At 70.2% G+C, this 24,809-nt stretch carries 23 protein-coding genes; 15 read left to right on the forward strand and 8 right to left on the reverse strand.

Annotated elements, in window-relative coordinates; genetic code table 11:
• Positions 1-19: 19 nt before the first annotated feature.
• From AB0C03_RS19865 to AB0C03_RS19890, 6 genes are all read left to right on the forward strand, one after another.
• A complete protein-coding gene (locus tag AB0C03_RS19865; RefSeq protein WP_030331438.1) occupies positions 20-577 on the forward strand; it encodes an ArsR/SmtB family transcription factor in 558 nt (185 codons plus the stop codon).
• Positions 570-1,439, forward strand: coding sequence for an SRPBCC family protein (locus AB0C03_RS19870; protein ID WP_357638262.1), 870 nt, complete (start codon positions 570-572; stop codon positions 1,437-1,439). Before AB0C03_RS19865 ends, AB0C03_RS19870 begins: the two co-directional genes overlap by 8 nt.
• Positions 1,440-1,613: 174 nt before the next feature.
• Positions 1,614-1,847, forward strand: a complete 234-nt coding sequence (locus AB0C03_RS19875; RefSeq protein ID WP_030331435.1) for a zinc-ribbon domain-containing protein — start codon at positions 1,614-1,616, stop codon at positions 1,845-1,847.
• 318 nt (positions 1,848-2,165) lie between these two features.
• Positions 2,166-4,421, forward strand: a complete 2,256-nt coding sequence (locus AB0C03_RS19880) for a putative bifunctional diguanylate cyclase/phosphodiesterase (protein ID WP_357638263.1) — start codon at positions 2,166-2,168, stop codon at positions 4,419-4,421.
• A gap of 50 nt (positions 4,422-4,471) precedes the next feature.
• Positions 4,472-5,230 carry a MerR family transcriptional regulator gene (locus tag AB0C03_RS19885; RefSeq protein ID WP_210865097.1) on the forward strand — a complete coding sequence of 253 codons (759 nt, stop codon included), beginning with the start codon at positions 4,472-4,474 and terminating at the stop codon, positions 5,228-5,230.
• Positions 5,231-5,335: 105 nt separating this feature from the next.
• Positions 5,336-6,115: a hypothetical protein gene (locus tag AB0C03_RS19890; RefSeq protein ID WP_357638265.1), complete on the forward strand. Its 780-nt coding sequence runs from the start codon at positions 5,336-5,338 to the stop codon at positions 6,113-6,115.
• Between the two features lie 7 nt (positions 6,116-6,122).
• On the opposite strand, the gene AB0C03_RS19895 is transcribed toward AB0C03_RS19890, so the two are convergent.
• Complete coding sequence (locus tag AB0C03_RS19895; RefSeq protein WP_357638267.1) at positions 6,123-7,415, reverse strand: serine hydrolase; 1,293 nt, start codon at positions 7,413-7,415, stop codon at positions 6,123-6,125.
• Between the two features lie 219 nt (positions 7,416-7,634).
• Here AB0C03_RS19895 and AB0C03_RS19900 point away from each other — a divergent pair, with 219 nt between their 5' ends.
• Entirely contained in the window at positions 7,635-7,919 is a 285-nt protein-coding gene (locus tag AB0C03_RS19900; RefSeq protein WP_030331430.1) for a putative quinol monooxygenase, read from the forward strand.
• 19 nt (positions 7,920-7,938) lie between these two features.
• Here AB0C03_RS19900 and AB0C03_RS19905 read toward each other — a convergent pair whose 3' ends face one another.
• Complete coding sequence (locus AB0C03_RS19905) at positions 7,939-9,516, reverse strand: gluconokinase (RefSeq protein ID WP_357638269.1); 1,578 nt, start codon at positions 9,514-9,516, stop codon at positions 7,939-7,941.
• Between the two features lie 132 nt (positions 9,517-9,648).
• Here AB0C03_RS19905 and AB0C03_RS19910 point away from each other — a divergent pair, with 132 nt between their 5' ends.
• The 4 genes from AB0C03_RS19910 (at position 9,649) to AB0C03_RS19925 (ending at position 13,999) form a co-directional block, all read left to right on the forward strand.
• Complete coding sequence (locus tag AB0C03_RS19910; RefSeq protein WP_357638271.1) at positions 9,649-10,800, forward strand: hypothetical protein; 1,152 nt, start codon at positions 9,649-9,651, stop codon at positions 10,798-10,800.
• A gap of 45 nt (positions 10,801-10,845) precedes the next feature.
• Entirely contained in the window at positions 10,846-11,373 is a 528-nt protein-coding gene (locus tag AB0C03_RS19915) for a WapI family immunity protein (RefSeq protein ID WP_030331425.1), read from the forward strand.
• Between the two features lie 129 nt (positions 11,374-11,502).
• Positions 11,503-12,627 carry an epoxide hydrolase family protein gene (locus AB0C03_RS19920; protein WP_357638273.1) on the forward strand — a complete coding sequence of 375 codons (1,125 nt, stop codon included), beginning with the start codon at positions 11,503-11,505 and terminating at the stop codon, positions 12,625-12,627.
• A 151-nt stretch (positions 12,628-12,778) separates the two neighbouring features.
• A complete protein-coding gene (locus AB0C03_RS19925) occupies positions 12,779-13,999 on the forward strand; it encodes a hypothetical protein (RefSeq protein WP_357638275.1) in 1,221 nt (406 codons plus the stop codon).
• Between the two features lie 22 nt (positions 14,000-14,021).
• Here the strand turns inward: AB0C03_RS19925 and AB0C03_RS19930 are convergent, their stop codons facing one another.
• Entirely contained in the window at positions 14,022-14,450 is a 429-nt protein-coding gene (locus AB0C03_RS19930) for a VOC family protein (protein ID WP_030331420.1), read from the reverse strand.
• Positions 14,451-14,521: 71 nt separating this feature from the next.
• Between AB0C03_RS19930 and AB0C03_RS19935 the strand changes: the two genes are divergently transcribed.
• A complete protein-coding gene (locus tag AB0C03_RS19935; RefSeq protein ID WP_357638277.1) occupies positions 14,522-14,821 on the forward strand; it encodes a helix-turn-helix domain-containing protein in 300 nt (99 codons plus the stop codon).
• Positions 14,822-14,831: 10 nt separating this feature from the next.
• Here the strand turns inward: AB0C03_RS19935 and AB0C03_RS19940 are convergent, their stop codons facing one another.
• The 4 genes from AB0C03_RS19940 to AB0C03_RS19955 all read right to left on the reverse strand — a co-directional run bounded on the left by AB0C03_RS19940 (position 14,832) and on the right by AB0C03_RS19955 (position 21,063).
• The gene (locus AB0C03_RS19940) at positions 14,832-17,918 is read right to left on the reverse strand and encodes a DEAD/DEAH box helicase (RefSeq protein WP_357638278.1); all 3,087 of its coding nucleotides are present in this window, start codon (positions 17,916-17,918) and stop codon (positions 14,832-14,834) included.
• A gap of 138 nt (positions 17,919-18,056) precedes the next feature.
• Positions 18,057-18,947: an aminoglycoside phosphotransferase family protein gene (locus AB0C03_RS19945; protein WP_357638280.1), complete on the reverse strand. Its 891-nt coding sequence runs from the start codon at positions 18,945-18,947 to the stop codon at positions 18,057-18,059.
• 23 nt (positions 18,948-18,970) lie between these two features.
• The gene (locus tag AB0C03_RS19950) at positions 18,971-20,335 is read right to left on the reverse strand and encodes an NsdA family TPR-like regulatory protein (RefSeq protein WP_357638282.1); all 1,365 of its coding nucleotides are present in this window, start codon (positions 20,333-20,335) and stop codon (positions 18,971-18,973) included.
• Positions 20,336-20,544: 209 nt separating this feature from the next.
• Entirely contained in the window at positions 20,545-21,063 is a 519-nt protein-coding gene (locus AB0C03_RS19955; RefSeq protein WP_030331410.1) for a flavoprotein, read from the reverse strand.
• Positions 21,064-21,281: 218 nt separating this feature from the next.
• Between AB0C03_RS19955 and AB0C03_RS19960 the strand changes: the two genes are divergently transcribed.
• From AB0C03_RS19960 to AB0C03_RS19970, 3 genes are all read left to right on the forward strand, one after another.
• Entirely contained in the window at positions 21,282-22,385 is a 1,104-nt protein-coding gene (locus tag AB0C03_RS19960) for an FAD-binding oxidoreductase (protein ID WP_357638284.1), read from the forward strand.
• 72 nt (positions 22,386-22,457) lie between these two features.
• Entirely contained in the window at positions 22,458-23,102 is a 645-nt protein-coding gene (locus AB0C03_RS19965; protein ID WP_156057503.1) for a hypothetical protein, read from the forward strand.
• Between the two features lie 48 nt (positions 23,103-23,150).
• Complete coding sequence (locus AB0C03_RS19970) at positions 23,151-23,753, forward strand: GIY-YIG nuclease family protein (RefSeq protein ID WP_357638286.1); 603 nt, start codon at positions 23,151-23,153, stop codon at positions 23,751-23,753.
• Between the two features lie 162 nt (positions 23,754-23,915).
• Here AB0C03_RS19970 and AB0C03_RS19975 read toward each other — a convergent pair whose 3' ends face one another.
• Positions 23,916-24,800 carry a cellulose binding domain-containing protein gene (locus AB0C03_RS19975; RefSeq protein ID WP_357638288.1) on the reverse strand — a complete coding sequence of 295 codons (885 nt, stop codon included), beginning with the start codon at positions 24,798-24,800 and terminating at the stop codon, positions 23,916-23,918.
• Between the last annotated feature and the right edge of the window lie 9 nt (positions 24,801-24,809).

Raw genomic sequence — 24,809 nt, forward strand, 5'->3', positions numbered from 1 at the left:
CGTACAAACTGGTTTTGCCATGAGAGACGTCCTGTACCTGGAGCAGATCGAGCAGGCCGAAGTCCTGCTCAAGCCGCATCGCGTCGAGGTGCTGCGGCAACTGGCCGAGCCGCGCACCTGCACGGAGGTCGCGGCCCGACTCGACCAGACGCCACAGCGCGTCTACTACCACGTCAAGCAGCTCGTCGCGGCCGGCCTCGTCGAGCTGGTCAACGAACGCAAGGTCCGTGGCATCACCGAAGGCATCTACCAGGCCGCCGCCCGGTCCTACTGGCTCTCCCCACGGCTCGTCGGCCGGATCGGCCTGCGCCGGGCCCGCGACGAGCTGAGCCTCGGCTACCTGCTCGACCTGATGGAGGAGGTCCAGGCCGACATCGCCGGCCTGGACCGGGCGGCGCCCGAGCTGCCCTCGATCGGGGTCTCCGGCGAGATCCGGGTGCCCCCCGAGCAGCGCCAGCAGTTCCTGCACGACCTGCAAACCGCACTTCAGGACCTGTTCACCCGCTACGGCGGCAGCGAAGGCGACGCCTTCAAGCTGGCCGTCGCCTGCTACCCGAAAGGAAATGACAATGAGTGAACCGATGAAGGTTCAGGCCCGCCTCTCCGCGCCCGTCGGGCGGGTCCGCCAGGCCCTCACCGACCCGGCCGAGCTGCGTCTCTGGCTGGCCGAACACGCCGAGGTCGAGCTGCCCCAGCGGTACGAGTTCTGGGGCCGCTTCACGCCCGAGGGCGACGCCCCGCACCAGCGGTTGCTGCACGTCGACGACGACACGTTGCGCTTCGGCTGGCTGCTCGACGGGGTGGAGACCACCACCGAGTTCCAGCTGGCCGCCGAGGGCACCGACAGCACCGTGCTGACGCTGATCCAGAGCCACTTCGACTTCGCCGAGGCGATGAGCGGCTCCAGCATCCGGGGCGTGCTCCAGACGTTCTGGGCGCTTGCCATCGCCAACCTGGCCGCCCACCTGGAGGGCAAGCCACTGCTGCCCCGCACCGACTTCACCTCCGCCGACCTGCGGGGTGAGCTGGTCATCGCCGCCCCCGCCGACAAGGTGTGGGAGTCGCTGACCGACTCCGAGCAGGCCAGCGCCTGGTTCGGCTACCCGATCGGCATCGAGCCCTGGGTCGGCGGCCGGTACGCCATGGGCGGCTTCGAGACCGGCTACGCGGCCAAGGTCGTCGACCTGGAGCCCGGCCGGCGGATGTCCGTGGACTGGGGACCGACCGGCGTGACGAACTGGGAGCTGGCCGAATCCGGTGGCAAGACCACGCTGACCTTCGTGCAGAGCGGCTTCGACGAGGCCAACCCGCCGTACGGGGCCTGGAGCGGGTCGGTTGCCGGGCTGTACGAGCTGCGCCGCTTCCACGAGGTGCCGAACTGGCAGCCGATCTGGATCTCCGAGGAGATCCCCGGCCTGGAGCCCGCCCCGACCAGCTGACGTGTGATCGTCTCGCCTTGATCGTGCTCGATCAGGGATGTAGTGGCCTCGTTCACCCCCGGAGGCCCCCACATCCTGGATCGAGCACGATCTTGTGCGTACCGGGGCGGTGGTTGTTCTGATCAGGTGGCGGGATGTGGTGACTTTTCGCTGTCGAGTGGGTACTGGCGGGCGATGTTCTTCATCTTTGGTCTGCGTACCAAGGTCGACCGGTCCGGTGTCGTGCAGCAGGTCTGCCGCCACTGCGGCAACCAGGCCGCACAGGTGATCACCCGCCGCTCGACGAAATTCACCCTCTTCTTCATCCCCCTCATTCCGATCCGTACCCGGTACGCGCAGCAGTGCACGTTCTGCGGGGCGGAGTACGAGATCTCCAGGTCCGACGCCGAACGCCTCCCGGTCGGCTGACCCGACGATGGAACGCTTCCTCTGCTGGCTGATCGGTCGACCAACGCCCCCGGTCGACGTGGCGGTGCACACCGTTGCCCGCCCGCCCTGCACTCCCGGTCGGCGCAGACGCCGCCGCGCACGCCGTCCGTCGGCCGGCACGACGCTGCCCCGCTCACCCTGGAACCGCTCCGGCGGCCGCTGACCGCAGGTCCGGGCGTCCGCGACGGCGTGCACGTTCGGCTCTGGCGGGGTTTCTGAGCGCTGGTTAGGCTTTCGGGGTTTGCCGTGGACCGGTCCTGCCGAGGGTGCACGCACGACGAAAGGGCCGGAGCGACCGTGTCCCGACAGGACGGAACGCAGGCTGCGGGGGCGCTCAACCCCGCCGGTGCGTTCGTCGCGGCTGCGGTCATCCTGCTGGAGGCGGGCTGGCTGGTCGCCGCGTTGCCCGGCGCCGCACTGGTCAGTGATGTCGGCGCGATGCTGGTCGCCGGCTGGGCGACACTCGCGTGCGTCGGGGTGGCCCGTCGGCATCCGACGCCGCTGCGTCGCTTCTGGACCCTGCTCGCCGTCACCATGGCGCTCGCCGCGATCGGCCGGGCGATCTGGACGGTGCAGCGGCTCGTCGGCGGCGACCTGCCGCACACGCCGGTGGTCGGGGTGGTCTTCACCGCCGGCATCCTCACCGGCACGGCCGCGTTGCTCAGCTCGCCGTCCGCACCACGGACCGCGGTCGGTCGGGCCCGTACGCTGCTGGACGGGGTGATCGTCGCCCTGGCCCTGGTGCCGATCGGTTGGGTGCTGGTCTTCCGCGGGGTCGCCGCGGCCGAGCTGGCCGACCCGGCGCGCACGCTCGGGCTGCTCTTCCCGATGTTCGACCTGATGCAGCTCACCATCCTGGTCGCGGTCTCCGGGCCGGCCCGGCCGATGTGGCGGCCGATGAGCATCCTCGCGGCGAGCCTCAGCCTGCGGGTCGTCGCCGACGTCGTCTACGTGTCGCTGGTCGCCCGCGCCGACTACGCCGCCGGTCACCCGATCGACCTGTGCTGGCCGTTGAGTTACCTGTTGATCGGCCTGGCCACCCGGAATCCGCCACCACCGGACTGCGACGGCACCGACGACACCGCCGAGTCGCCACTGCCGCCCTGGTGGCGGGTGGCGCTGCCGTACCTGCCGGTGGGTGGGGCGATCGTCGCGGTGGTGCTGGCTCGTCGGCCCACCGGGCAGACCCCGCAGCTGGTGTTCGTGACCATGATGGTGTTGCTGGCGACTCTCGCCGTCCGGCAGGGGTTGGCCGCCAACGAGAACCTCCGGCTGGTGGTCCGGTTGCGTCGGCTCGCGTACGGCGACCAGCTCACCGGGCTGCCCAACCGGCTGTTGTTCAACCGGCGACTGCGGCTGGCCCTGCGCGACGGGCGGCCGGTGGCCGTGCTGCTGCTCGACCTGGACGGGTTCAAGCAGGTCAACGACCGGTTCGGGCATGCCACCGGTGACACCCTGCTGACCGGGCTCGCGGCCCGGATGCGCACTGCCGTCAACGGCGACGGCACCATCGCCCGGCTCGGCGGTGACGAGTTCGCCGTGCTGGTCGACGGCGACCGGCCGGTGTCACCCGAACGGCTCGCCGAGCGGCTGCTCGACGCGCTGCGGCCGTCCGACGACGAGGAGGACGTCGGGGTGCACCCGTCGGCGAGCATCGGTATCGCCGAGTTCGGCCCGCAGCACGCCTCCCACACCGACCTGCTGCGCGACGCCGACATCGCCATGTACGCGGCCAAGGCGGCCGGGAAGTCCGCGTACCGGACGTGCACACCGGCGCTGCGCGAGTCGGCCGTCTCCCGCGCCGAGCTGATCGCCGACCTGCGCCGCGCTGTCGACGAGGATCAACTGCGCCTGGAGTTCCAACCCATCGTCGACCTGAGCACCGGTGCGGTACGCAGCGCCGAGGCGCTGGTGCGCTGGCGGCACCCCCGGCTGGGGATGTTGGCGCCGGCGAAGTTCCTGCCGCTGGCCGAGGAGACCGGGCTGATCCTGCCGATCGACCGCTGGGTGATCCACGAGGCGTGCCGGGCCGCCGCCACCTGGCGGGGGCGGGTGCCGGACGCGACCGTCGCGGTGAACATCGCCGCCGCGCACCTGCGTCGGCCGGACCTGATCGCCACTGTCACCGCGGCCACCAGCGCCGCCGGGCTGGCGCCCCGGGCGTTGACCCTGGAGCTGACCGAGTCGGCGCTGATCGAGGGCACCGATGCGGTGCTGGAGCGGCTGCACCAGCTGCGGGAGCTGGGCATCAGGATCGCCATCGACGACTTCGGCACCGGCTACTCGTCGCTGAGCTACCTGCACCGCATCCCGGCCACCGAGTTGAAGATCGACAGGTCGTTCGTGGCGCGGCTGGGCACCGACGACCGGGCGTACGCCACGGTGGAGATGGTCACCCGGCTGGCCGGCGCGTTCGACCTGGCGGTGGTCGCCGAGGGGGTGGAGACCGAACGTCAGCATGAGGCGGTCACCGCGATCGGCTGCCCGCGCGGTCAGGGCTATCTGTACGGGCGGCCGGACGGCCCCGCCATGGTGGGCCAGAATCGGAGTTGACTCTCACGTAACGGCAGGCAGGAGCCTGGTTCCCGGAAGGGAGGGGGACCATGGCGTACACGGTGGGTCAGGTGGCGAAGGTCGCCGGCGTGACGGTGCGGACGCTGCACCACTACGACGAGATCGGGTTGCTCTCGCCCAGCGGGCGGACCTCGGCCGGTTACCGCCGCTACGACGACGCGGACCTGCAACGGCTGCAACTCGTCCTGTACTACCGGGAGCTGGGTTTCCCGCTTGAGGAGATCACCGCGATCATCGACGACCCGGCGGCCGATCCGGCCGCACACCTGCGCCGACAGCACGAGCTGCTGACGGTACGGCTCAAACGGTTGCAGGAGATGGTCACGGCGATCGAGTTCGCGATGGAGGCGACCAAGATGAACATCCAACTCACGCCGGAGGAGCGGTTCGAGGTCTTCGGCGACTTCAGCCCGGAGGAGCACGAGGCCGAGGCGGAGCAGCGGTGGGGTGACACCGACGCGTACCGGGAGTCGAACCGCCGGGCCTCCCGCTACGGCAAGGAGGACTGGCTGCGGATCAAGGCGGAGAACGAGGACTGGGGTCGGCGGATCGTCGCGTTGATGGCCGCTGGCGCACCCGCGGACAGCGCGGAGGCGATGGAGTTGGCCGAGGAGCACCGGCAGCTCATCAGCCGTTGGTTCTACGAGTGCTCGTACGAGATGCAGACCGGGCTGGCCGACATGTACCTGGCCGACGAGCGGTTCACCGCGCACTACGAGAACATCGCCGAGGGGCTGGCGGCGTATCTGCACGAGGCGATCCACGCCAACGCGATCAGCCGGGCTTGATCGGCCGGCGGGCCGACCGGGACCAACAGCGGGCCGGCAGGCCGACCGGGAACAACAGCAGGTGCGGTCCGGCTACTCTGGCCGGACCGCACCACCCCGGGGGAGATGACAGTGCAGAAACCGAAGCTGATCGCCGCTGGTGTCATCCTGGTCGTGGCGGTCGCCGCGGGGGTGTGGGCACTCGTGGCCACCGGGGATGAGCCCGACGCGGGTCGTCCGGCGGCGTCGGCGGACCCGACCGACGGGGTCGGTGTGCTCAGGGCCGCCGCCGGGAAGGTCGACCAGCAGACCTACAAGCTGACGTTGAGCAGCGGCGGGACGACAGGCGGGGACGGCACCGTGGTGCTGTGGGACCCGAAGGCGAAGCGGGGTCTGGAGACCACCTCGCTGAAGGTGCCCACCGGTGAGGTGAAGATCGAACGGCTCACCACCGGGCCGGACGTCTACGTCCGGGTCAGCGCCCCGGACCGGCGCGTTCCGGTCTGGGACGGCAAGACCTGGTGGCATGTCGGCGCTCCGGGTTCACCCCCCGCCAAGCAGGGCCTGGACAACACCCGGCTGGCCGACACGCTCGGCACGGCGACCGCCGTCCGCCAGACCGCCACCCGGGAGTACGCGGGCACGCTGGACCTGCGCCAGAGCAGCGCGGTGCTGGGCGAGGGGGTCGGAGGCGTGCTCGGTGACCGGGCCGGGGCGGTCCCGTTCACCGCTGCCGTCGACGAGCAGGGACGGCTGGTCCGTTACCGCATCGAGCTGGCGAGCGAGCAGTCGGAGATCGCCCAGCTCGACCTGACGTACTCGGATTTCGGGCTGTCGGTGTCGGCCGACCCGCCGGCCGCCGACCTGGTCGGCGAGGACCCGCCGGCGAACATCCCCGGCGCCTGACGCCAGCTCACTCCTCGACCGCCCCGTCGGCCGGGTCGACCAGGAAGTCGTAGACGGTGCGGGCCATCCGTCGGACCGTCTCGTCGCCGGTGGCCATCGGCCCGGCGGTGAGGAAGGCGACGGCGGTTTCGGTGCCGGGGATCAGGTAGTAGCCGACGTCGTGTGAGGCGTCCGGCAGGTCACCGGTCTTGTGCGCCACCGGCACGCCGGGCGGCAACGCCGCCGGGATCTTCGTGTTCAGGGTCTGTTCCCGCATGAACCCGATCATCAGGTCACGGGAGGCGGGGGTGAGGATCTCGCCGTCCCAGACCGCGCCGAGCAGCGACACCACGTCGTCCGGGCTGGTGTAGTTCTCCTCGCCGCGTTGTGCGGCGGCGCTGTCGAGCATCCGGCGGGCCAGGATGGTGGACCGCTGGTTCATCGAGTCGATCAGCGCGTTGACCGGGGCGAACCCTCCCAGGTAGGTGATCAGCACGTTCGCGGCCACGTTGTCGCTGTACTTGATCAGGTACTGGGCGAGCCGGTGCACCGTCACCACCTGCGGGAACGTCTCGAACTGGAGTTGACCGGTGCCGCCGACCACATCCTCGGGAGTGACCAGCACCCCGTCGTCGAGGAAGATCTGTCCGCAGTCGACCCGGCGCAGCAGCTCGACCAGGATCCAGAGTTTGATCACGCTGGCCGCCTTGGGGCGCAGCGACCCGTTGACGGCGATCTGCTGGTCGCCGTAGCGGCCGGACAGGTCACGGACGGTGGCCCCGGCCGGGTTGAGGCTCGCGTCGGCGACCACCCGGGCGAGCTGCCCGCTGAGCGGGAACAGCCGGGCCCCGGCGACCGGGTCGGTGGGCGGCTGCGGGCTGGTGACCACCACGCCGGTCAGCGTCGTCGGTGGGCGGTGCTGTGGGATCACCTCCAACGTGCCCTCGCTGCGCCCGATCAGCGGCACCCGGTAGCGGTAGGCAGTGCCGCCGACGACGAGAGCGCCGCTGGCCACCCCGGCGGCGACCCGCATGGTCGGGTCGGCGACCCGGCCGGTGTCCCCGTCGCAGGCGCGGTAGCGCACCGTGTGCCCGAGCGAATCCACTGCGAACACCCCGCCGGGAAAGGACAGCCAGGACACCTCGCTGGTCGGTGGGCGCTCCGGTGTCGGGTCCAGTCCCGGTTCGTGGCTCCGGCCGTCACCGCCGTACCCCGGCTCGGTCGGCTGTGCCTGGTCCGTGGCGGGCCCGCGGCCCGGGTCGTCGGCGGTGGCCGGCCCGGTCGTCGCGAGCACCGCGAGCGCGACCGCCGCCGACAGCACCTTCACTCGTACGCGGGCAGAGTTTCCCAGCAGGGAAGATGAGCGCCTCTTGTCGCTTTTTCTCACGTTTGCACGATATGAAGCGGGCGGGGCGGTCGAGACCGGCGGGACTGGTGTCACCCGTCCGGGCGGCAGGTCCCGGTGCGTGTCAGGCCCCAGCGGTATAAACGTGACTCACAGGTATCACCGTCATCGGCGGTACCGGATCCTGGAGGCCCAATGTTGATCATCGCTGGCAGTCTGCGGGTCGAACCGGCCGCACGCGAGGCCTACCTGTCCGGCTGCGCGCAGGTCATCGCGCAGGCCCGTGCCACCGCCGGCTGCCTCGACTTCCTGCTGGCGGCCGACCCGTTGGAGCCCGGCCGGATCCACGTCTACGAGCGCTGGGAGTCCGCGGAGCAGTTGGAGGCGTTCCGTGGCTCCGGGCCGGACGACGGGCCGGAAGTGGCCATCCTCGACGCCGACGTGCGGCGTTACCTGATCTCCGGCGTCGAGGCGCCCTGACCGGCGCGGGTCGACCCGGTCACGCCGGTGATTCGAGACCGGTGGGCAGGCCGGGTGCCATCCGACGGATCGACGCGAAGGTGGGCGTGAGGGCGTCGTACAGCTCGGCGAAGAGTGGCAGCAGCGCCGCGTAGGTGGCGGCGGCGGCCGGGTCGGGGCGGATCGTCTCCTCGATCTGCACCAGGTCGGCGGCGACGTCGATGCTGGGGATCAGCCCGAGCGCCTCCATGCCGAGCAGCGCCGCGCCGAAGCTCGACCCCTCGTGCGCGGCCGGGAAGCTCACCGGCAGGCCGAGCACGTCGGCGAGCATCTGCCGCCACAGGCCGCTGCGGGCGAAGCCGCCACCGGCCCGGACCTCGCGAACCTCGTTACCGGCCGCGCGCACCGAGCTGAGCACCAGCGCGAGTTGCTGACAGACACCCTCCAGCGCGGCCCGCACCAGGTGCTCACGGCGGTGTGCGTGGGTCAACCCCACGTACGCGCCACGCGGCAGGGCGCTCCAGTGTGGTGCCCGTTCGCTGTGCAGGTACGGCAGCATGATGAGCCCGCCCGAGCCGACCGGCGCGCGGGCCGCCAGCGCGACCAGCTCCTCCTCGGCGTGCTCGCCCAGGTCCGGGGCGAGCGCCGCGCCGGCCCACTTGAGCACGATGCCGCCGTTGTTGATCGCGCCGCCGACCGCCCAACGCTGCTCGGTCAGCGCGTAGCAGAACACCCCGCCGAGCGGGTCCACGCCGGGCCGCTCGACCATCACCCGCATCGCGCCGCTGGTGCCGATCGAGCAGGCCACCATGCCGGGGTGCACAGCGCCCAGGCCCAGGTTCGCCAGCGGCCCGTCGCCCGCGCCGACCACCACCGGGGTGCGCTCCGGCAGGCCGGTCTGGGCCGCGCTCTGCGGGGTGAGGTTGGGCAGCACGGCGGTGGTGGCGACGAGCTGCGGAAGCTGTTCCGCGGTGATGCCGGCGATGCGTAGCGCCTCGTCGTCCCACTCCAGTGTGTGGATGTCGAGCAGGCCGGTGGCCGAGGCGATCGAGTGGTCGGTGACCAGCGTGCCGCAGAGCCGCAGCAACACCCAGTCCTTGATGCCCACCCAGTGCACCACCCGCTGGAAGATTTTCGGCTCCTGCTCGGCGAACCAGAGCAGCTTGGGCAGCGGCGACATCGGATGCATCGGCGTGCCGGTACGCCGGTGCAGGGCCAGCCCCGACGGTGCCGCCCGCAGCCGCTCGGCCTGCCGGGTGGAGCGCGAGTCGGCCCAGGTCAGTGAAGGGGTGAGGGGGTTGCCGTCAGGGTCCAACCCGATCAGGCTGTGCATCGCGGAGCTGAACGACAACCCGACCACCGGCTGCACCAGCTCGGCCACGACGATGCTGATCGATCTGAGCACCGCATCGAGGATCAGTTGAGGGTCCTGCTCGGCGTAGCCCGGTTGCGGGTTGTTCATCGGATAGCCGGCCAGGTGGCTGCCGAGCTGCCGCCCGTCGGTGTCGTACGCGACGGCCTTGGTGCTGGTGGTGCCGATGTCGACCCCGATCACGACCCCGGGCAGCGTGACTGCCGGCACGACCGTCACCCCCTCGGAGAACATGAACGTCGGCATCAGTATCCCCCTATCGTGCTGATTGCTCCGCCGATCGGATACTTCGCCCGTTTCGACGTGTCCGGGTGCCGTGCCGCACCTGTTGAACCCGACGACACCCAGATTGGTGGCCTGCGCGGCGAAGGAGTCGGCGTGGCAAAGACTGATTCGACGGGTTCCACATGGCGGTACCGGTGGGCGCACCGGCAGAACGTGCGGCGGGTCAGCACGTTCCGTGGCGCTGAGACGGCGTGGCGGCGACGCGACGACGAGTTACGGCGGCTGCGCGCCCTGGCCGCCGACTTCCAGGGTTCGGCGGCTGCCGGCGCCGGCCTGCCGTTGGAGTTGGCCGGCGACGAGGTGGTGCTCTGGGCACTGCCCGCAGCGCAACTGGTCGAGGTGCGACACACCGCAGTGCTGCCCGCGCCGGACCTGCATGTCGACCCGCGAACCGGGCCGCTGCGTCCACGCCGCCCCGACGGCGTCCGCGTCACCGACGCCGGCATGGCCGTGATCACCAGTCGTCGGCTCGTGCTGCTCGGCGGACGCGGCCGACGCGACTGGGCGTACGGCCGGATGACCGGCCTGGCCCACGACCCGACCGCACCGGTCACCCTGATCCAGGTGCTGGACCGGCGGCGTACCTCCGGGTTGCTGCTGCCCACCGACGCCGCGCCGGATTTCCGGTTCAAGCTCACCCTGGCCTTCGCCGACGCGATCGAACAGCGCTCCGCGGTGCTCGCCCAGCTCGACGAACTGATCGCCGAGCACGCCCAGCTCAAGCCGTTCCGGCCGGCGGTGGCCACCCCCGGGCAGGCCCGACTGTCGTCGTTCGTACCCGGTGGTCGCAGGAGCATCGCGGTGGCGGCGGCCATCGCGCTGCTGGTGCCGGCGGCGCTGATCGAGTCGGACCCGTCCGACCCGACCGGCGGCGCGGAGGTCGCCGCCGCCGCCACCCCGGCGCCCACCCCCAGCGGGGCACCGGCGCTGATCCACCCGGTCGACCCGGCGCTCGCGCTGAAGACCCCACCACCGAAGCAGAAGAAGTCACCGCGCCCCTCGCCCAGCGCGACCACCGACCCGCGCTGCGGGGCACCGGAAAACCCCCTGGGGTACGGCTTCTGCGGCGGCACGCGGATCCGCAAACCGGCCGCCGAGGTGTGCGACTGGTTCGACTGCGTACCGCAGTTCTGGGCGGGTCGCGGCTACCTGGTGCAGTGCCGCGACGGCTCGGTCAGCCTGGCCGGGGGTCGGTCCCACGCCTGCGCCGATCACAGGGGTGTGCGACGGATCATCACGAAGTGACCGATTCGGGGCCTGAAGTCCGCTTCGCTCGGCCAGAATGATCGAGTGGAGATCCGGTCCGACGATGGCGCCCGGGTGCGGATACGCCCCGTCGGCTACCAGCCGGGCATCGACCCGCCCGACGACCCCGACGGGGCCACGCCCGGCTGGCACGACTGGCTGCTCATCGAGGTGGACGCCCGCACCGCCGACGGTCAGACCTGGTCACACCACTACCCCAGCCTGATGGTCGAGGAGGCGCGCGCGCTCGGCGGTTGGCTGCACGGGCAGGCCACCGCCGCCCTCGCGTTGAGCGCGCCACCGGCGATGGTCCGGTTCACCGAACCCAACCTGGCCCTGCGCAGCCGGGTGCTGCGCCGCCGCCGGCTGGAGTTGATCGTGGAGTTCTCCGCCGAGTCGTTGCCACCGTGGATGCGCCGCCCGTCCAGCGCGATCTACCCGCTGATCCTCACCGTCTCCGCGGACGCCCTGGCCACCGCCGCCCAGCACTGGGCCGAGCACTGCGAGGCGTACCCGCCGCGTACCCGGTCGAGGTTTCCGACCCGGGGCCGACTCCCCGACCCACTCGGCTAGAGTGATCTTCGTCAGCCACGAGAGGAGGTGAGCCCGGTGACCACCCATCGTCATTCCTGGGCGCTCCTCTCCGCCGTCCCCCTCAGCTGACCTTCCGCGTCGGGGAGCGCCCTCCTTGTCGGAGGACCAATGTCTTTCTCTTCCTTCCGCATCAACGTGCCCGATGCGGTCCTCAACGACCTACGGGCCCGACTGGCCCGTACCCGATTCACCGACCGCAGCGGCAACCAGCCGTGGCAGGGCGGCGTCGACCCCGACTACCTGCGGGACCTGGTGTCCTACTGGCACGACGGGTACGACTGGCGCGCTCACGAAGCCGAGCTCAACGCGTACCCCCAGCACCTGGCCGTCGTCGGCGGCCGGAAGCTGCACTTCCTGCACGTCCGGGCCGCGCGCCCGGCGGGTACGCCCGCGCCGTTGCCTTTGATCCTCAGCCACGGCTGGCCCAGCAGCTTCGTCGAGATGCTGCCCCTGGTCGACCGGCTGACCAGCCCTGCCGGCGGCGGCTTCGACGTGGTGGTGCCGTCACTGCCCGGCTTCGGCTTCTCGGAGGTCCCAGACGAGCCGGTCACCCGGGCGTTGCTGGCTCGGACGCAGCACGAACTGATGACCGACGTGCTCGGCTACGAGCGGTACGGCGCCTTCGGCGGCGACGTCGGGGGAGTGGTCACGGGCTGGCTCGGTGCCCTCTATCCGGAGCAGGTGGCCGGTATCCACATGATCCATCCACCGTTCCCGGCCAGCTTCGACGCCCGCCCACTGTCGGCGGCCGAGCAGGCGTACCTGGACGCCGAAGCCGCGTACGACGAGACCGACGGCGGCTACAGCGCCATCATGGGCACCCGCCCGGACACCCTCGCGGCGGCGCTCGCCGACTCGCCGGCCGGGCTGGCCGCCTGGATCATCGACAAGTACCGCGACTGGAGCGACAACCACGGGGACCTGGCGAACAGCATCGACCGGGACACCCTGCTCACCATCATCACGCTCTACTGGGTGACCGGCACGATCGGTTCGTCGTTCCGGCAGTACGCGGACTTCGGCCACAACACGCCACGACCCGACATCACCGTGCCGGCCGCGTTCACGGTGAGCACCGAACCCGCGCAGGCCGGCATGCCGCGCTCGATCGCCGAGCGGGCCTGCCTCGACATCCGGCACTGGAGCGAGCCGGGCCGGGGCGGGCACTTCATGCCGCTGGAGGAGCCGGACCTGCTGGCCACTGAGATGAGGCAGTTCTTCACCTCGCTGTAGGGGCGATGCGCGGCGGCGGGGCCGAGCCCAGCGTGGCCGGCTCCGCCGCTGCCGGAAATTCTCTCCTTTCGGGCGCAACGGGATGCATCGATCCGGCTCGCGTTGCCTGTCACGTACGTGAGCGGTTGTACCGCGTGTGACCGTGACCTCTGTGGCCTGTGCCCCCTGGCGCATCGCCTGGGCCGAGCGAGAGAACGAGCGGCGGCAGCGCGCGTACCGCGACGCCACCGACGCCTGGCGGTGCCGCGACGACCACCTGGGTCGGCTCCGCATCGAAGCCGCCAGCTTCCTCGGGTGTACGCAGCCCCGCACCGGCCTGCCGGTGGACCTCGACGACGACGAACTCGTCTTCCGCGTCCTCCCCGTCGCCACACTGGTCGAGGCCGAGGCGCGGCACGTCCCCGGCCTGCCCACCCCTGGCTTGTGGTCCCTCGCCGAGACCTCTTCCGAGGAACTGCCGCCGGGACTGCGGATCGTCGACACCGGCATGGCCGTGGTGACCAGCCGACGGGTGGCCTTCGGCGGCGCTGAACACCGGCGCGAGTGGCGGTACGCCGACCTGATCGGCCCCGCCCACCACCCGGACGTCCCAGTCACCCTGCTGCCTGATCGCGGTCGACTGTCCGGCCTCCGGGTCCCGGCTGGTGCCGTGGTGAACTTCCGCTTCTACCTCACCCTCGCCGCCGCCGACGATCGCGTCGCCGTCATCGCGCAGGTCGACGCGCTGCTGGCCGCGCATCGGGCCGCCCGCCCCGCGCCCGTTGTCCTGGCGGAACCGGAGGACGCACCCCTGACCGCGGTACGCCCCGACCGACGGGCGCTCGGCGCTGCCGCCGTCGCGGCAGTGGTGTTCGTGACCCTCGGCCCGGGTGCGCTGGGCCCCGGTGCTCTGGGACCTGGCGCGTGGGGTTCACACGGGCCGGTGGCCTCGGCGGACATCGTGACCATGGAGGTTCCGAGGGTCGGGGCGCTCCTCGTTCCGATCGGCCCCGCCGCGCCCGTGGCACCCCGGTCGCGGATTGGCTCAGCAGAGAGCGCCGTATGGAGTCCGGCTGTCCGACGGTCGACTCCGCCGGCCGTCTCTACAGTGGATCCCCCTGTCGTGGCGGTGGCCCTGCCGTCGACCGCTGCGCCGACCGTCGCACCGGCCCCGCCGGCCAGTCCGGTGCCCACACCTGACCCGGCCCCCACCACCGACCCACCCGCGTCAGCCCCGCCGACACCGCCCGTCGCGTCGCGCACGCCGACGCCGACGCCGACCGCGACTGTTACGGCGACGCCCTCATCGGATCCGGGGCTGCTGGCGATCTGCCTGGACCCACTTCAACTGCCGTTGCTGGACCCGCTGCTCTGCCCGTCTCCGGCACCCTGATCAGCGTCCGTGTCGGCGCGGCTCAGTTCATGGCGCTGAAGTCGGGAACGGTCAGGGAGCCGTCCTCTGCGAGGGCGAAGCCCGGGTTCCAGGCGATCTCCCACAGGTGGCCGTCCAGGTCGGCGAAATAACCGGCGTAGCCGCCGTAGAAGGTCTCCCGGGCCGGCTTGGTGATCGTCGCGCCGGCCTTGGTCGCGGTGGCGATCACCTCGTCGACTTCGGCCCGGGAACGGACGTTCTGGGCGAGGGTCATCGCGCCGGTGCCCGGCCCTTCGATGCCCGCGTCCTCGGCCAACTTGTCGCGACCCCAGAGGACGACGGCCAAGCCGCCGGCCTGGAAGAAGACGGTCTCCTCGACCTCCTGACCTCGCCAGCCGAGCTGCTCGTAGAACGCCTTTGCGCGGGCCACGTCCGCGACGCCCAGGGTGATCAGGCTGATCCGCTGCTCCATGGTCTTCAACTTAGTGCCACGAGTCCGCTCGCACCTTTCATCCGATAGCATTGATGCTATGAGGTGGAGCGATGAGTGATCGCCTGGACTGGAACGACCTGCGTGAGCGCCGGATGGCGGAGCCGGGAGCGAGCGAGACCTACGAGGCCACCCGGATCGCCTTCGAGCTTGGGCAGGAGGTACGCCATCTGCGCGAAGGGCATGGCTGGAGTCAGAGCCAGTTGGCCCGCGCCGCCGGCATGACTCAGTCCGCGGTGGCCCGCTTCGAAGCAGGCGGGACGGTGCCGACCCTGCCGGTGTTGGAGCGGCTAGCTCGTGCTCTGGACCGAAGGCTGGACGTCAGGTTCGCCTCGAACGCGGACGCTGCCTGACTATGCAGGGCTAGGCGGCGATCGTCCGGGCGGTGGCGTAGACGTCGGCGGGTAGGGCGTGGTCGAGGTGCCACAGGACGCGCATAGGTCGGTCGCCGGTATGCGAGTCGTAGGTCATGGTGCCGGCGTAGAGGTACGGCGGTGCGCCCAGGTCACGGTCGGCGATGCGGGTTTCCCGGACGAAGAGGTGCACTGTCGAGCCGCCCGACGTGTAGCGCTGCCCGGTCGCCGACGCCGCCGAGGTGGTGCTCTGCGACTCCCACTGGAACAGGGTGTCGGTGATGGCCCGGTCGGCGTACATGGTGGTGGGGGAGTAGTGCGCCTCCGACTTGACCAAGGTGACGAAGAACAGGTCGGCCTGGGCGTCGGGCAGCCACTTCACCCCCTCGCGCAGTGATCCCGGGTTGGTCATCCCGAAGGCGGCACAAGCCTCGTTGCGGCTGTACCGGGCGTGCACCCGCAACGGCACCGCGCCCGAAGCGACGGTCGGCATCACCCGGTGGATGCGGTCCCGCAGCACCTCGGCGAGCTGCCGCAACTCGGCGCAGCGGGCCGTTTCCTTCCACAGCCGTGCCAGCCGCTCATCGCGCGTCGACAGCGGGGCGTTCGGCCCCCAGAGGCTGAAGTGCAGCATGTCCAACAGTCGACTGTTGCCCGCGTACACCTGCTGACCTGGCGCGGGCGGTCCGGCCGCGACCCGGGTCAGCAGCTCCAGCCGGTCGATGTCGTCGGTGTGCAGCATCCGCCCGATGGCCCGGCCCAGGTCCCGGTCATCGGGGCCGGCGGCGGACGTCTCGATGCCGGCGAGCCGCCGCAGCCCGGCCCAGCCGCCGATGCTGGCCGACCGGTACACGTCCTCGACCTCCAGGCCGGTCTCACGCAGGAACGTCGCCAGGCTGACGTCGCCGAGCTGTCGCAGCTCGGTCACCAGGCCGGTCTTCGAGGTGGGCAACGCGCTCTTCAGGTTGGCCAGCACGACTTCCTTGGCCACCCGGTCCAGTTCGACGTGGCAGCCGCTGGGCAGGCTCGGGAAGTCGTCGCGGACCGCCTCGGTGATCGCTCGTCGACTCACCCCGGTCAGGGCACGCCACCGTAGGTCGAAGCGGAAGTTGGCGTGCTGCCCGCCGATGAAGTCGAGCACCGTGAGGCGGGGCTTGTCGTCGTCGAGGCGCAGGCCACGACCGAGCTGTTGCAGGAAGATCGTGGCGCTCTCGGTGGGCCGCAGCATCAGGATCGTGTCGACCATCGGCAGGTCGACGCCCTCGTTGAACAGGTCCACAGTGAAGAGCACCCGCAACTTGCCGGCCTTGAAGTCCCGCAGCATTCCCTTTTGCGTCGAGCGGTCGACTCCCGAGGTCACCGCCGCCGCCGCGACGCCGTGCTGCCTGAACCAGTCGGCCATGAACTCCGCGTGCCCGATGCTGACGCAGAACCCGAGCGCCCGCATCCGACCGACGTCCACCTTGTCGCTGACCGCGCGCAGCACCGACCGCGCCCGCGCGTGGTTGCCGGTGTAGAGGCCGTTGAGTTCTGCCAGGTCGTAGCCCTGGCCACGTTTCCAGGTGACCTGCGACAGGTCCACGTCGTCGTGCAGCCCGAAATACTGGAACGGCGCCAACAACTGCCTCTCCAACGCGTCCCACAGATGCAGCTCAACAGCCGCGCGGCCGTCGAACCACCGGCGCACGTCGCCGCCATCGGTCCGGTCGGGGGTCGCGGTCAGGCCCAGGAGTACGCGGGGACGCAACCGCTCCAACAGCCGGGCGTACGTCGGTGCCTCGGCGTGGTGGAACTCGTCGACGATCACCATGTCGTACGCCTCGGGGTCGACCTCCCGGCGGTGCAGCGACTGAATGGAGGCGAAGACGTGCTTCCAGCCGTTCGGCTTCTCGCCCGCGACCAAAGTTTCGCCGAAGCTGCCGTCCCCCATGACCTGCCGGAACGTGGACAGGCTCTGCCGCAGGATCTGTTCCTGGTGAGCGACGAAGAGCAGCGAGTCTGCGCGGCCCGCCTTATGTAGCCGGCGGTAGTCGAGGGCAGCGACCACGGTCTTGCCCGTGCCGGTCGCCATCACCACCAAGTTGCGCCACCGTCCATGCACCAACCGCTCCGCGTCCAGGTCGGCAAGGATTTCCGCCTGGTACGGGTACGGGCGCACGTCCAGGTTCGAGATCTCGGTTGGTGCTTCGTCGCGGCGTTCTCCGGTGAGTGCCTGCCGCAGGCGTTCGGCGTCCCTGTCCGCGTCGTACGCCTCGAACGCCGGATCGTTCCAGTAGTCCTCGAACGTCGCCGTGAACGTGTCGATGACGTGTGGCTGCTCGATGTTCGAGATGCGGACGTTCCACTCCACGCCGTCCACCAGCGCGGTCTTCGACAGGTTCGACGAGCCGACGTACGCGGTGGTGGTGCCGTTGCTGCGGCGGAACAGCCACGCCTTGGCGTGCAGCCGGGTAGTCCTCGTCTCGTAGGACACCTTGACCTCAGCGCCGAGCTCTTTGAGTCGGTCCAGTGCTCGCTGATCGGTTGCGCCGAGGTAGGTGGTGGTGATGACGCGAACCTTGCCGCCCCGGGCGATCAGGTCGCGGATGGCGTGCTCGACGACGCGGAGGCCGTACCACTTGATGAACGCGCAGAGCAGATCGACGCTCTCGGCGGAGGCCATCTCGTGGTTGACCTCGTGGCCGATGCGGGGCTGGTGACGGCCGTTGACCAGCAGCGCGCCGGTGGAGAGGGGAGTGGTCGGGCGCTGCGGGAAGGTGGGTTCCGCGGGTGAGGTTGGTGGGGCGGCGATGGCGTGGAGCAGGTGCTTGGCGTCGGTGACCTGGTCCTGCTCCGTCGCTGCCTTCGGGCTCAGGGCGGCGATGGCGTCGGCGATCTGGTTCGCCATCTCGACCTGGTGGTGGAGCTTGTCGTCGCCGTTGGGGAGGGATTGGAGGGCGCGGGCGGCCAGGGTGGCGATGTGCCGGGCGAGGGTGTGGTGCGCGTCGGCGGGGTCGAGTTTGTGGTGCTGGATCAGGGCGGGATCGACGTGCTGGAGTTGGTTGGCCAGCTCGCGGGTGATGAGGTGCTCGTACACACCCCGCTCAAGATCCGTCATCCAGGCAAGGTAGCCGGCAGGCGCGCTGCGACGCTGCCCTGACTGCGCGTCGAGATCCCCGTGTCGGGTCATCGACAGAAGTCCAAAGGCCTCGGACCCCACGCCAGCCGTCATCCCATAAGGACGTGGTCGATTGGGTCAACAGCGGCTGGTTGGCAGAGCAAGATCGGCGAAGGGCGTCCAGCGGGCTGTCGGATCGCTCAGTCGTACCGAACGGAGCCGGTTTGCGAACTCGCCTGCGACGCTCGGCCCGGTAGTGAGAAGCGGTACGGCAGCTGCGATCATCTTCAACTCCCGCGCATCTCGCAGTAATGGCCAGGACGGGTCGGCGGTGACGTCGAAGCCATAAGCGGTGGCCAAGGAACCGTGCCTCCCTGTTCCTCCGAACCTCGCCTCGCCGACCGCGACCGCTGCTAGGTCGACCTGCCACGGGCCGACGCAGGTGGCGTCGAAGTCGCATAGGACCGTGCGGCCCGACGGCTCCCGGAGGAGGTTGCCGGCGTGGGCATCTCCGTGGACCAGGGTCCGCGTTCCGCTACCAACGAGGTTCGCGACTTCTGGTTCAAGTCGGTCACACCAGTCGGCCAGGAAGTCCCGGTCGGGCTTGCTGAGTTGGTCCGCGTCGGCCAGCCGCCGCCGTGCGTCGCCGATGGGATCCCAAAGTGGCAGCGGAAAGGCGGGCACACCGAGAGCATGAAATGTCCGCAACGCCGCGCCGAGGTCTTCCACGGTTGGAGGATGTGGATGCGGTGGGACGAATTGCCACACCGAGGCGACTAGGCCCGCGCGTTCGATCGGCTGCTCGACATCGCGCGCCAGGCGAATCGTCGGCGCGTCGAGCTCAGCGAACCAGCGCGCGAGCTGCACCACCTTCGTCACCCTGTCCCGCAGCTGGTGGGTTCGCGCGATTCGGATGACGAGGCCGGCGTCGGGCAGGGCGAAGACGGCGTTGTTGGTCAACCGCAGCAACCGGGCATCGTGGAACGAGACGTTCAGGGTGGCGGCGATGTCCCGCATGGCCGCCGTCATCGTCTCCTCGGAGAACCGCCCGCTCACGCGGCGGCCGCAGCCCGAGCGGCGATGACCCGTTCGAATTCGGCTACTTCGGAAAGCTCTCGATGCCGTGCGAGATCACGCCGCAGATTGACAATCCGATCGAGTACCCGCCTGGATCTCATCGCCCGTTCCTGCTTCAGCACCCGCGCGCCGACCGCAAGCGCCTGCTCGGGCTCATCGGCCAAGAACAGCGCGCTGCACAGCCCGGCCTCGTTGAGCACAGTGCTGCGAACGTTCCCCGCACCAAAAGCAGCGATGGAATCCCTGCCCCAGCGCACCGCTTCGGACGCGTGCCTGCGGTCTCGCCGTGCCATGTCCCGGTACACGCGCCCATACTGGGCGAACAACTCGCCGCGGTCATAGAAGCCCATCCAGGCCGGCTCACGCTCCTTGTTGATGCGCTCGAACTGGTCGCTCGCCTTTCCGAGGGTTCTCACGGCAGTCTCGTGGTCACCGAGTGCCGCGATCGAGGCCGCCTCGGCGCCCCAGAGCAGGGCTCTTGCCGCTGGCGTTGCCTGCGACCCGAGCTGCGCATGCGTGAGTTGTAACGTCGCGAGGGCATCCCGGTTGTGCCGAAGGTGTTGAAGCTGCTTGACCTGCGCGTACCGGATCATCGCGACGAGCGGTCCGTTGTCGGCAGTCAACGCGGCACGCTCCCCGGCGACGAAGTGTCGTTGCGCGTCGTCGTGCCTTCCCGCGTCGAGCGCAGTCCAGCCGGCCAGCTGTCGAGCTGTCGCCACCGCCGTGATGAGGGGCGGTGTGAGCCCGGCGGGGTGCGACCAATCCAGCATCCGGTATACCGATTCCGCGAACCGGGCTACCTCCCGATACAGCAGACCACCACCGGATTCCCGGTCCACTGACCGGTACAGCTCCAAGACGGCGTTCAGTCGAGCGATATCCGCCGTGCCGATTCGCCGAGGCTGGACCCGTTCGCTGCCGCCCAGGAGGCCCGCGCCCGCAGCGACAGCGGCGATTCCGGCTAGCAGGGCGCGTCGACCCTCGTCGGGTCCAGCGCCGTGTGGATCGGTTACGGCGCGGGCAATCTCGGCTTCCTCGACCGATCGCTGTGACTGTCCCGGAAGTGCGAACCAGAGGCAGGGAGCGGGTATCCCGAGAAGCCGCGCCCAGTGCGCCAATCGGTCCAGGTGCACGAGCGGTGGTCCGTTCTCCACCCGGCTCAACTGTGCCTGCGTGATCCCCAACCACCCGGCCACCACGGTCTGCGGCAACGCGACCCGACCGTGGTACGGATGGCATCGGTAGGCGCGGACCACCCGCCCCAGATGCCGCTCCGCGAGGGCCCGCCGCACCGGCTCGTGTTCCCAGAAGCTCGCCGGCACCACCGGTGGCGTGCTCAACCGGTCCCGCTCGGCGGCCTGGCACGGCGTACACCGTCCGCTGTCGTTGTCCCGGGCCAGCCGTCCGCCGCACCGAGGGCAGTTCGCGTGGGTCACCGGCGGCTCCGTCCGTCTCGCCTCATCCGAGCCTATCCATTGAACACGCTGCGTAGTGCGCTGGTATACGCACGACGCATATCGTCAAAGGACCGCCAATAGGCGGCAACCGTTCAGGACGTGCGTGCCGTCCGCAGCGCGTCGATGACCACGCCCCAACGCCCCGGCCCGTTCATCGAGTCCAGCGGCTTGCCGTCGGCCACGACCACGCCGGCAGCACGCAGAACCTCCAGGTGACCGGAATAGGCCGGATGCGCCGCCAACTCCGCCTTGGTGTGCGGAAACGCGATGATCGGCAACCCCGCGCCCAGCGATTCGTTGAGGACGCCGAGCGCCAGCGTGTCGTTGATGCCCAGCGCCCATTTCGTCACCGTGTTGAACGTGACGGGCGCGGCCAGCACCACATCGGCCGGTGGGTGCGGCTCCGGGTCGCCGGGCATCCGCCACTCCACGCGTACCAGATAGCCGGTCTTGTCTTGCAGCGCCTGACGGTCGAGCCACGGCGCGGCGGTCGGGCTGACGATCATGCAGACCTGCCACCCGTCGGCGATCAGGAGGTCGACCAGCTCGTCGATGTGTTCGGCCGGGCCTGCGGCGCAGACGACCAGATACAGCACCGGGCGTTCCGTCATGCCCGCAGTCTGCCCGATTCGATCGTCGCGACGTCGACCGCATGCGGATCGCGCATGCCGTCGATGATCACTGTGACATGCCGTCGTACCTGGTCAGCCGGGACAGTCGTCGTATGGCCCGGGGCGGGTGCCTTGTCCCGGAGTTGCGCCGGCCCTCACCGGCGCAACTCCTCCCGCCCGCCCCGGTGCCATCCATGAAGCAACGTCTTGGAGCCGGCATGCCCACCGTGATCGACGACGACCCCGACCGCCCGAGTCTGGTCGCCGCCTGGGAGTCGGTCGACGTGCGGGCCGCCGCCGACTTCTGGTGCGCCCTCGAAGACCGGCGCCCCGGGCTGCTCCCGCACCGCGACGCGCCGCTGTTCTTCACCGCGTTGGGTCGTCTCCTGGTCGGCGGCGACGACCCGGCGAACCGGGCGGCGCTGCTCCTGGTGCTCGGCCGTGCGTACCGTCACTTCGACCTGCTCCCGCATGCCACCACCATCGGCGACGCGCTGATCGCCACCGTCGCCCGCCACGCGCGCCCACTGTGGACGCCGCAGCTCGCCGTCGCCGCCGGGCGCGCCCGGTGCCACGCCACGCACGCCATCCGCCGCGCCGCCGCGCGGGCCGGCGACGGCCCGGCCTGGTGGCACGTCCAGGTGATCGACCACGACCGGCCGTCTCCCGACATCGCCATCCTGACGGTACGTCCCTGGCGGCGGCTGCCCTTCCAGCCAGGTCAGGCGGTCCCGGTCTGCACCCCGCGCCTACCCGGTCACTGGCGCTGGCTCTCCCCGGCCAATGCCCCACGCGCGGACGGCACCGTCGAGCTGCACGTCCGCGCCGTACCCGCCGGCACCGTCTCCCATCGCCTGGTCCATCAGGTATGCCCCGGCGACCTGCTCTGGTTCGGCCCACCCCTCGACACCGGGCTGAGCCTCGATCCGGCGAGCACGGGCGATCTGCTCCTCGTCGCAGGCGGCACCGGCCTGGCGCCGCTACGCGCCCTGGTCGAGCAGGTCGCCGCCGCACCGGACGGCCGGCGGGTGACGCTGATCGTCGGCGCGCGCACCTTCACCGACCTGTACGACTCGATCGCCCTCGACAAGCTGCAATGCGCCCACGACTGGTTGACCATTGTGCCGGCGTTGTCCGACGACCCCGGCGCGGAGCCGGCCGAACGGGGAGACGCCCTGACCATCGCCCTCGAACACCACCAGCCGGATCAGGACATCTACCTCTGCGGCCCACCCGCGATGCTGGCCCGTGCGCGACCACTGCTGCTCGCCCTCGGCGTTCCGGCCGCCCGGCTCCACCTGCCCAAAGGCTTCGCCCACTGATCGCTGCGCCTTCTCATCCATCGATCGACATGAGACGCTTCATGCCTGAGCGTGTTCGTCTCAGTGCGGGGGGTGAGCGACGTGCGGGATGCTGACGGTCCGTCCCGGTGGTCGATCGAAAAGTTCGGGCTGCCGCTGGCAACCACTTTGCGCACGGAGATCCCTGCGGCGCTGCGCCGCGCGGTCGAGCTTGCCCAGGACGCCCGTGACGCGTCGGAGTTGGACACCGATCATGCGTTCGGCCCGGTTCGGTGGAAGCAGCAGTACGAGGTGTTGCACGAATATCTGCACGACCTCCCCGATGTGGTGGGCGTGCACCCACCGGGTGCGCAGGTGAGAGTCACCATCTGTCGGGGCCACCTTCTGCTGCCCTGGCGGTACACGACGCGGAGCGACCTGGACATGCGCGACGCCCGCCCGGGGCGTGACCTCAACCGGCTGATCCGAGACCTGTTGATCCTCTTTGGGCCTGAGCCGAGCCATGAGGAGGTCACTCTGCCGCTGATGCCGCTCACGCCGGAGGAGGCCCGCGACCGCTCGGCTCTTCGGGAGGCCGTGGAGCAGATGACCGACGAGCCGAGGGTGCTGCTCGTCGGGTTCGCCTGCAACTCCGACGAAGGTTTGCTCCGGGTCTCGTGGGGCGAGGCGGCTCTGCTCGGTGGCACCGAACTCAAATGGGGCCACGTCGAGGACCTGCCAGTCGCACGAGCACGGTGACGGCTTCGCGGGACCGCGAAAAATGTTTCAGGTCAGTAGCGTCTGGGCGTGTCCGACACTTCCTCCGACGATCCGCTGTCCGGCTTCAGCCCCGCGCGGCCCTACACACGGGACACCGCCGGTGACGCTCCCCAAACGCCCGGTGTGCACGTGGTTGTCGAGAACGGCGAGGTCGTTTACGTCGGTTCGACCGGGGATCTACGTCGACGCCTCCGCCAGCACCTGACCGGCAATCGGGGCTCATCGGTCCTGCACGACCAGGTCGGCCGGCTGCTCGACCAGCACGGTGCTCCGGCTGCGGCTGCTGACATCGCCAATTGGTTGGCTCACTGCGACCTCCGCTGGCCGCGGACCGACGATGCGCGGGGCGTGAAGGAGGCGCTGGTCGCGACCCTTGGGCCTCGATTCAACAGGCATGTGCCGAAGGAAGCGAGGTTGCCAGAGGTCTCCGCGCAGGTGTTGAACGTTGACGACCTGCTGGACCGAGGGTTGATCTGGATTGACGAGTCGTACGTCTTGCACGTCGTGGGAGGCACCGAGCACTACTCCGGCTACCACGGCCAGCGGATCCGCCTACCGAGGAGGATCGAAGACCTGCCAGACCCGGAAGCGCTGCTTCGGCACCGACGCGACGTGGCATGCATTCCTTGACGTCGTAGAACGCCAGAAGCCAGAGCCAGGGTGCGGGATGGTCGGGGGTAGTTCGCGGTAGAGCGTGATGCCTGTGAGGCATCAATATGACTCACAGGCATCACGCTCGTCAGGACAAGTCGGGCCGGACGCCCGTTCGCGCCGCGACCACCAGGCGCGCGGTCAGGAGTAGGTGTCGCCGAACTCGCGTACCCCGTCGACGTCCAGCGTGATCCGGTCGTTCTCGGTCCACTGGCCGGTGGCGGCGAGCCAGCTCGGGTCGTCGCGTTCGTCGATGGTGCTCCAGCTGTGCCGGTGGTGCCGTAGCTGGATCGGCCCGGTCGACTGGCCGGGCGCGAGCGTGCCCTCGGTGAAGGTCAGCTCCACCCAGCCGGGGACTGGCGTTCCGGGGACCGGGTAACTCGGCGGCGCCGGGGTCGTCATCCCGCTGGGCGGCCCGCCTGGCGGGATGAAGAACTGCACGGTCTGCCGGATCCGGTCACAGCCCAGCGCGGCCCAGTCGCAGTTCGGCACCAGCGAGGTGTTGGCGCCCTCGAAGCGCAGGTGGTAGCGGACCTGCACGGTGCTCAGGTCGAGTGGCCCGGTGCCGGTGTTGGTCACCTTCAGCAGGTGCTGGATCTGGTTGTTCGTCGGGGACCAGTCCAGGTTGAAGTAGCTGACCGTCGCGCGGCCCGCCGCGGTGCGCACTGTGGTGGTGGGCGAGGTGTCGGAGTAGCCGCCGAGTGCGCGGGCGGCAATCCCGATCCGGTACGTCGTGCCGGGCGCGAGGTCGGTCAGCGTGATCGTGGTGTCGGTGGTGGAGCCGAGGAAGCGGTACGTGTTCGGCCCGAGCGGCACCTGCACCTCGTAGTTGATCGGCTGCTCGTTGCCCGGCTCGACCCAGGCGGAGGGCGTCCAGCTGAGCGTGAGCTGATGCGGTTCGTTGGCCACCACCGTGGGTGCGCCGGGGGTGCTGATCGCCGGGCCGTCGGCCCGGGCGGCGTTGACGGCGAGCAGGCTCGCCAGCGTGGCTAGGGCGATGGTGGCGGTGACGCGGCGAGCAGACATAGCCGAATG

Origin of the sequence: Micromonospora parva (assembly GCF_040649675.1) — a bacterium.
In the GTDB taxonomy this organism is placed as follows: domain Bacteria; phylum Actinomycetota; class Actinomycetes; order Mycobacteriales; family Micromonosporaceae; genus Micromonospora; species Micromonospora parva.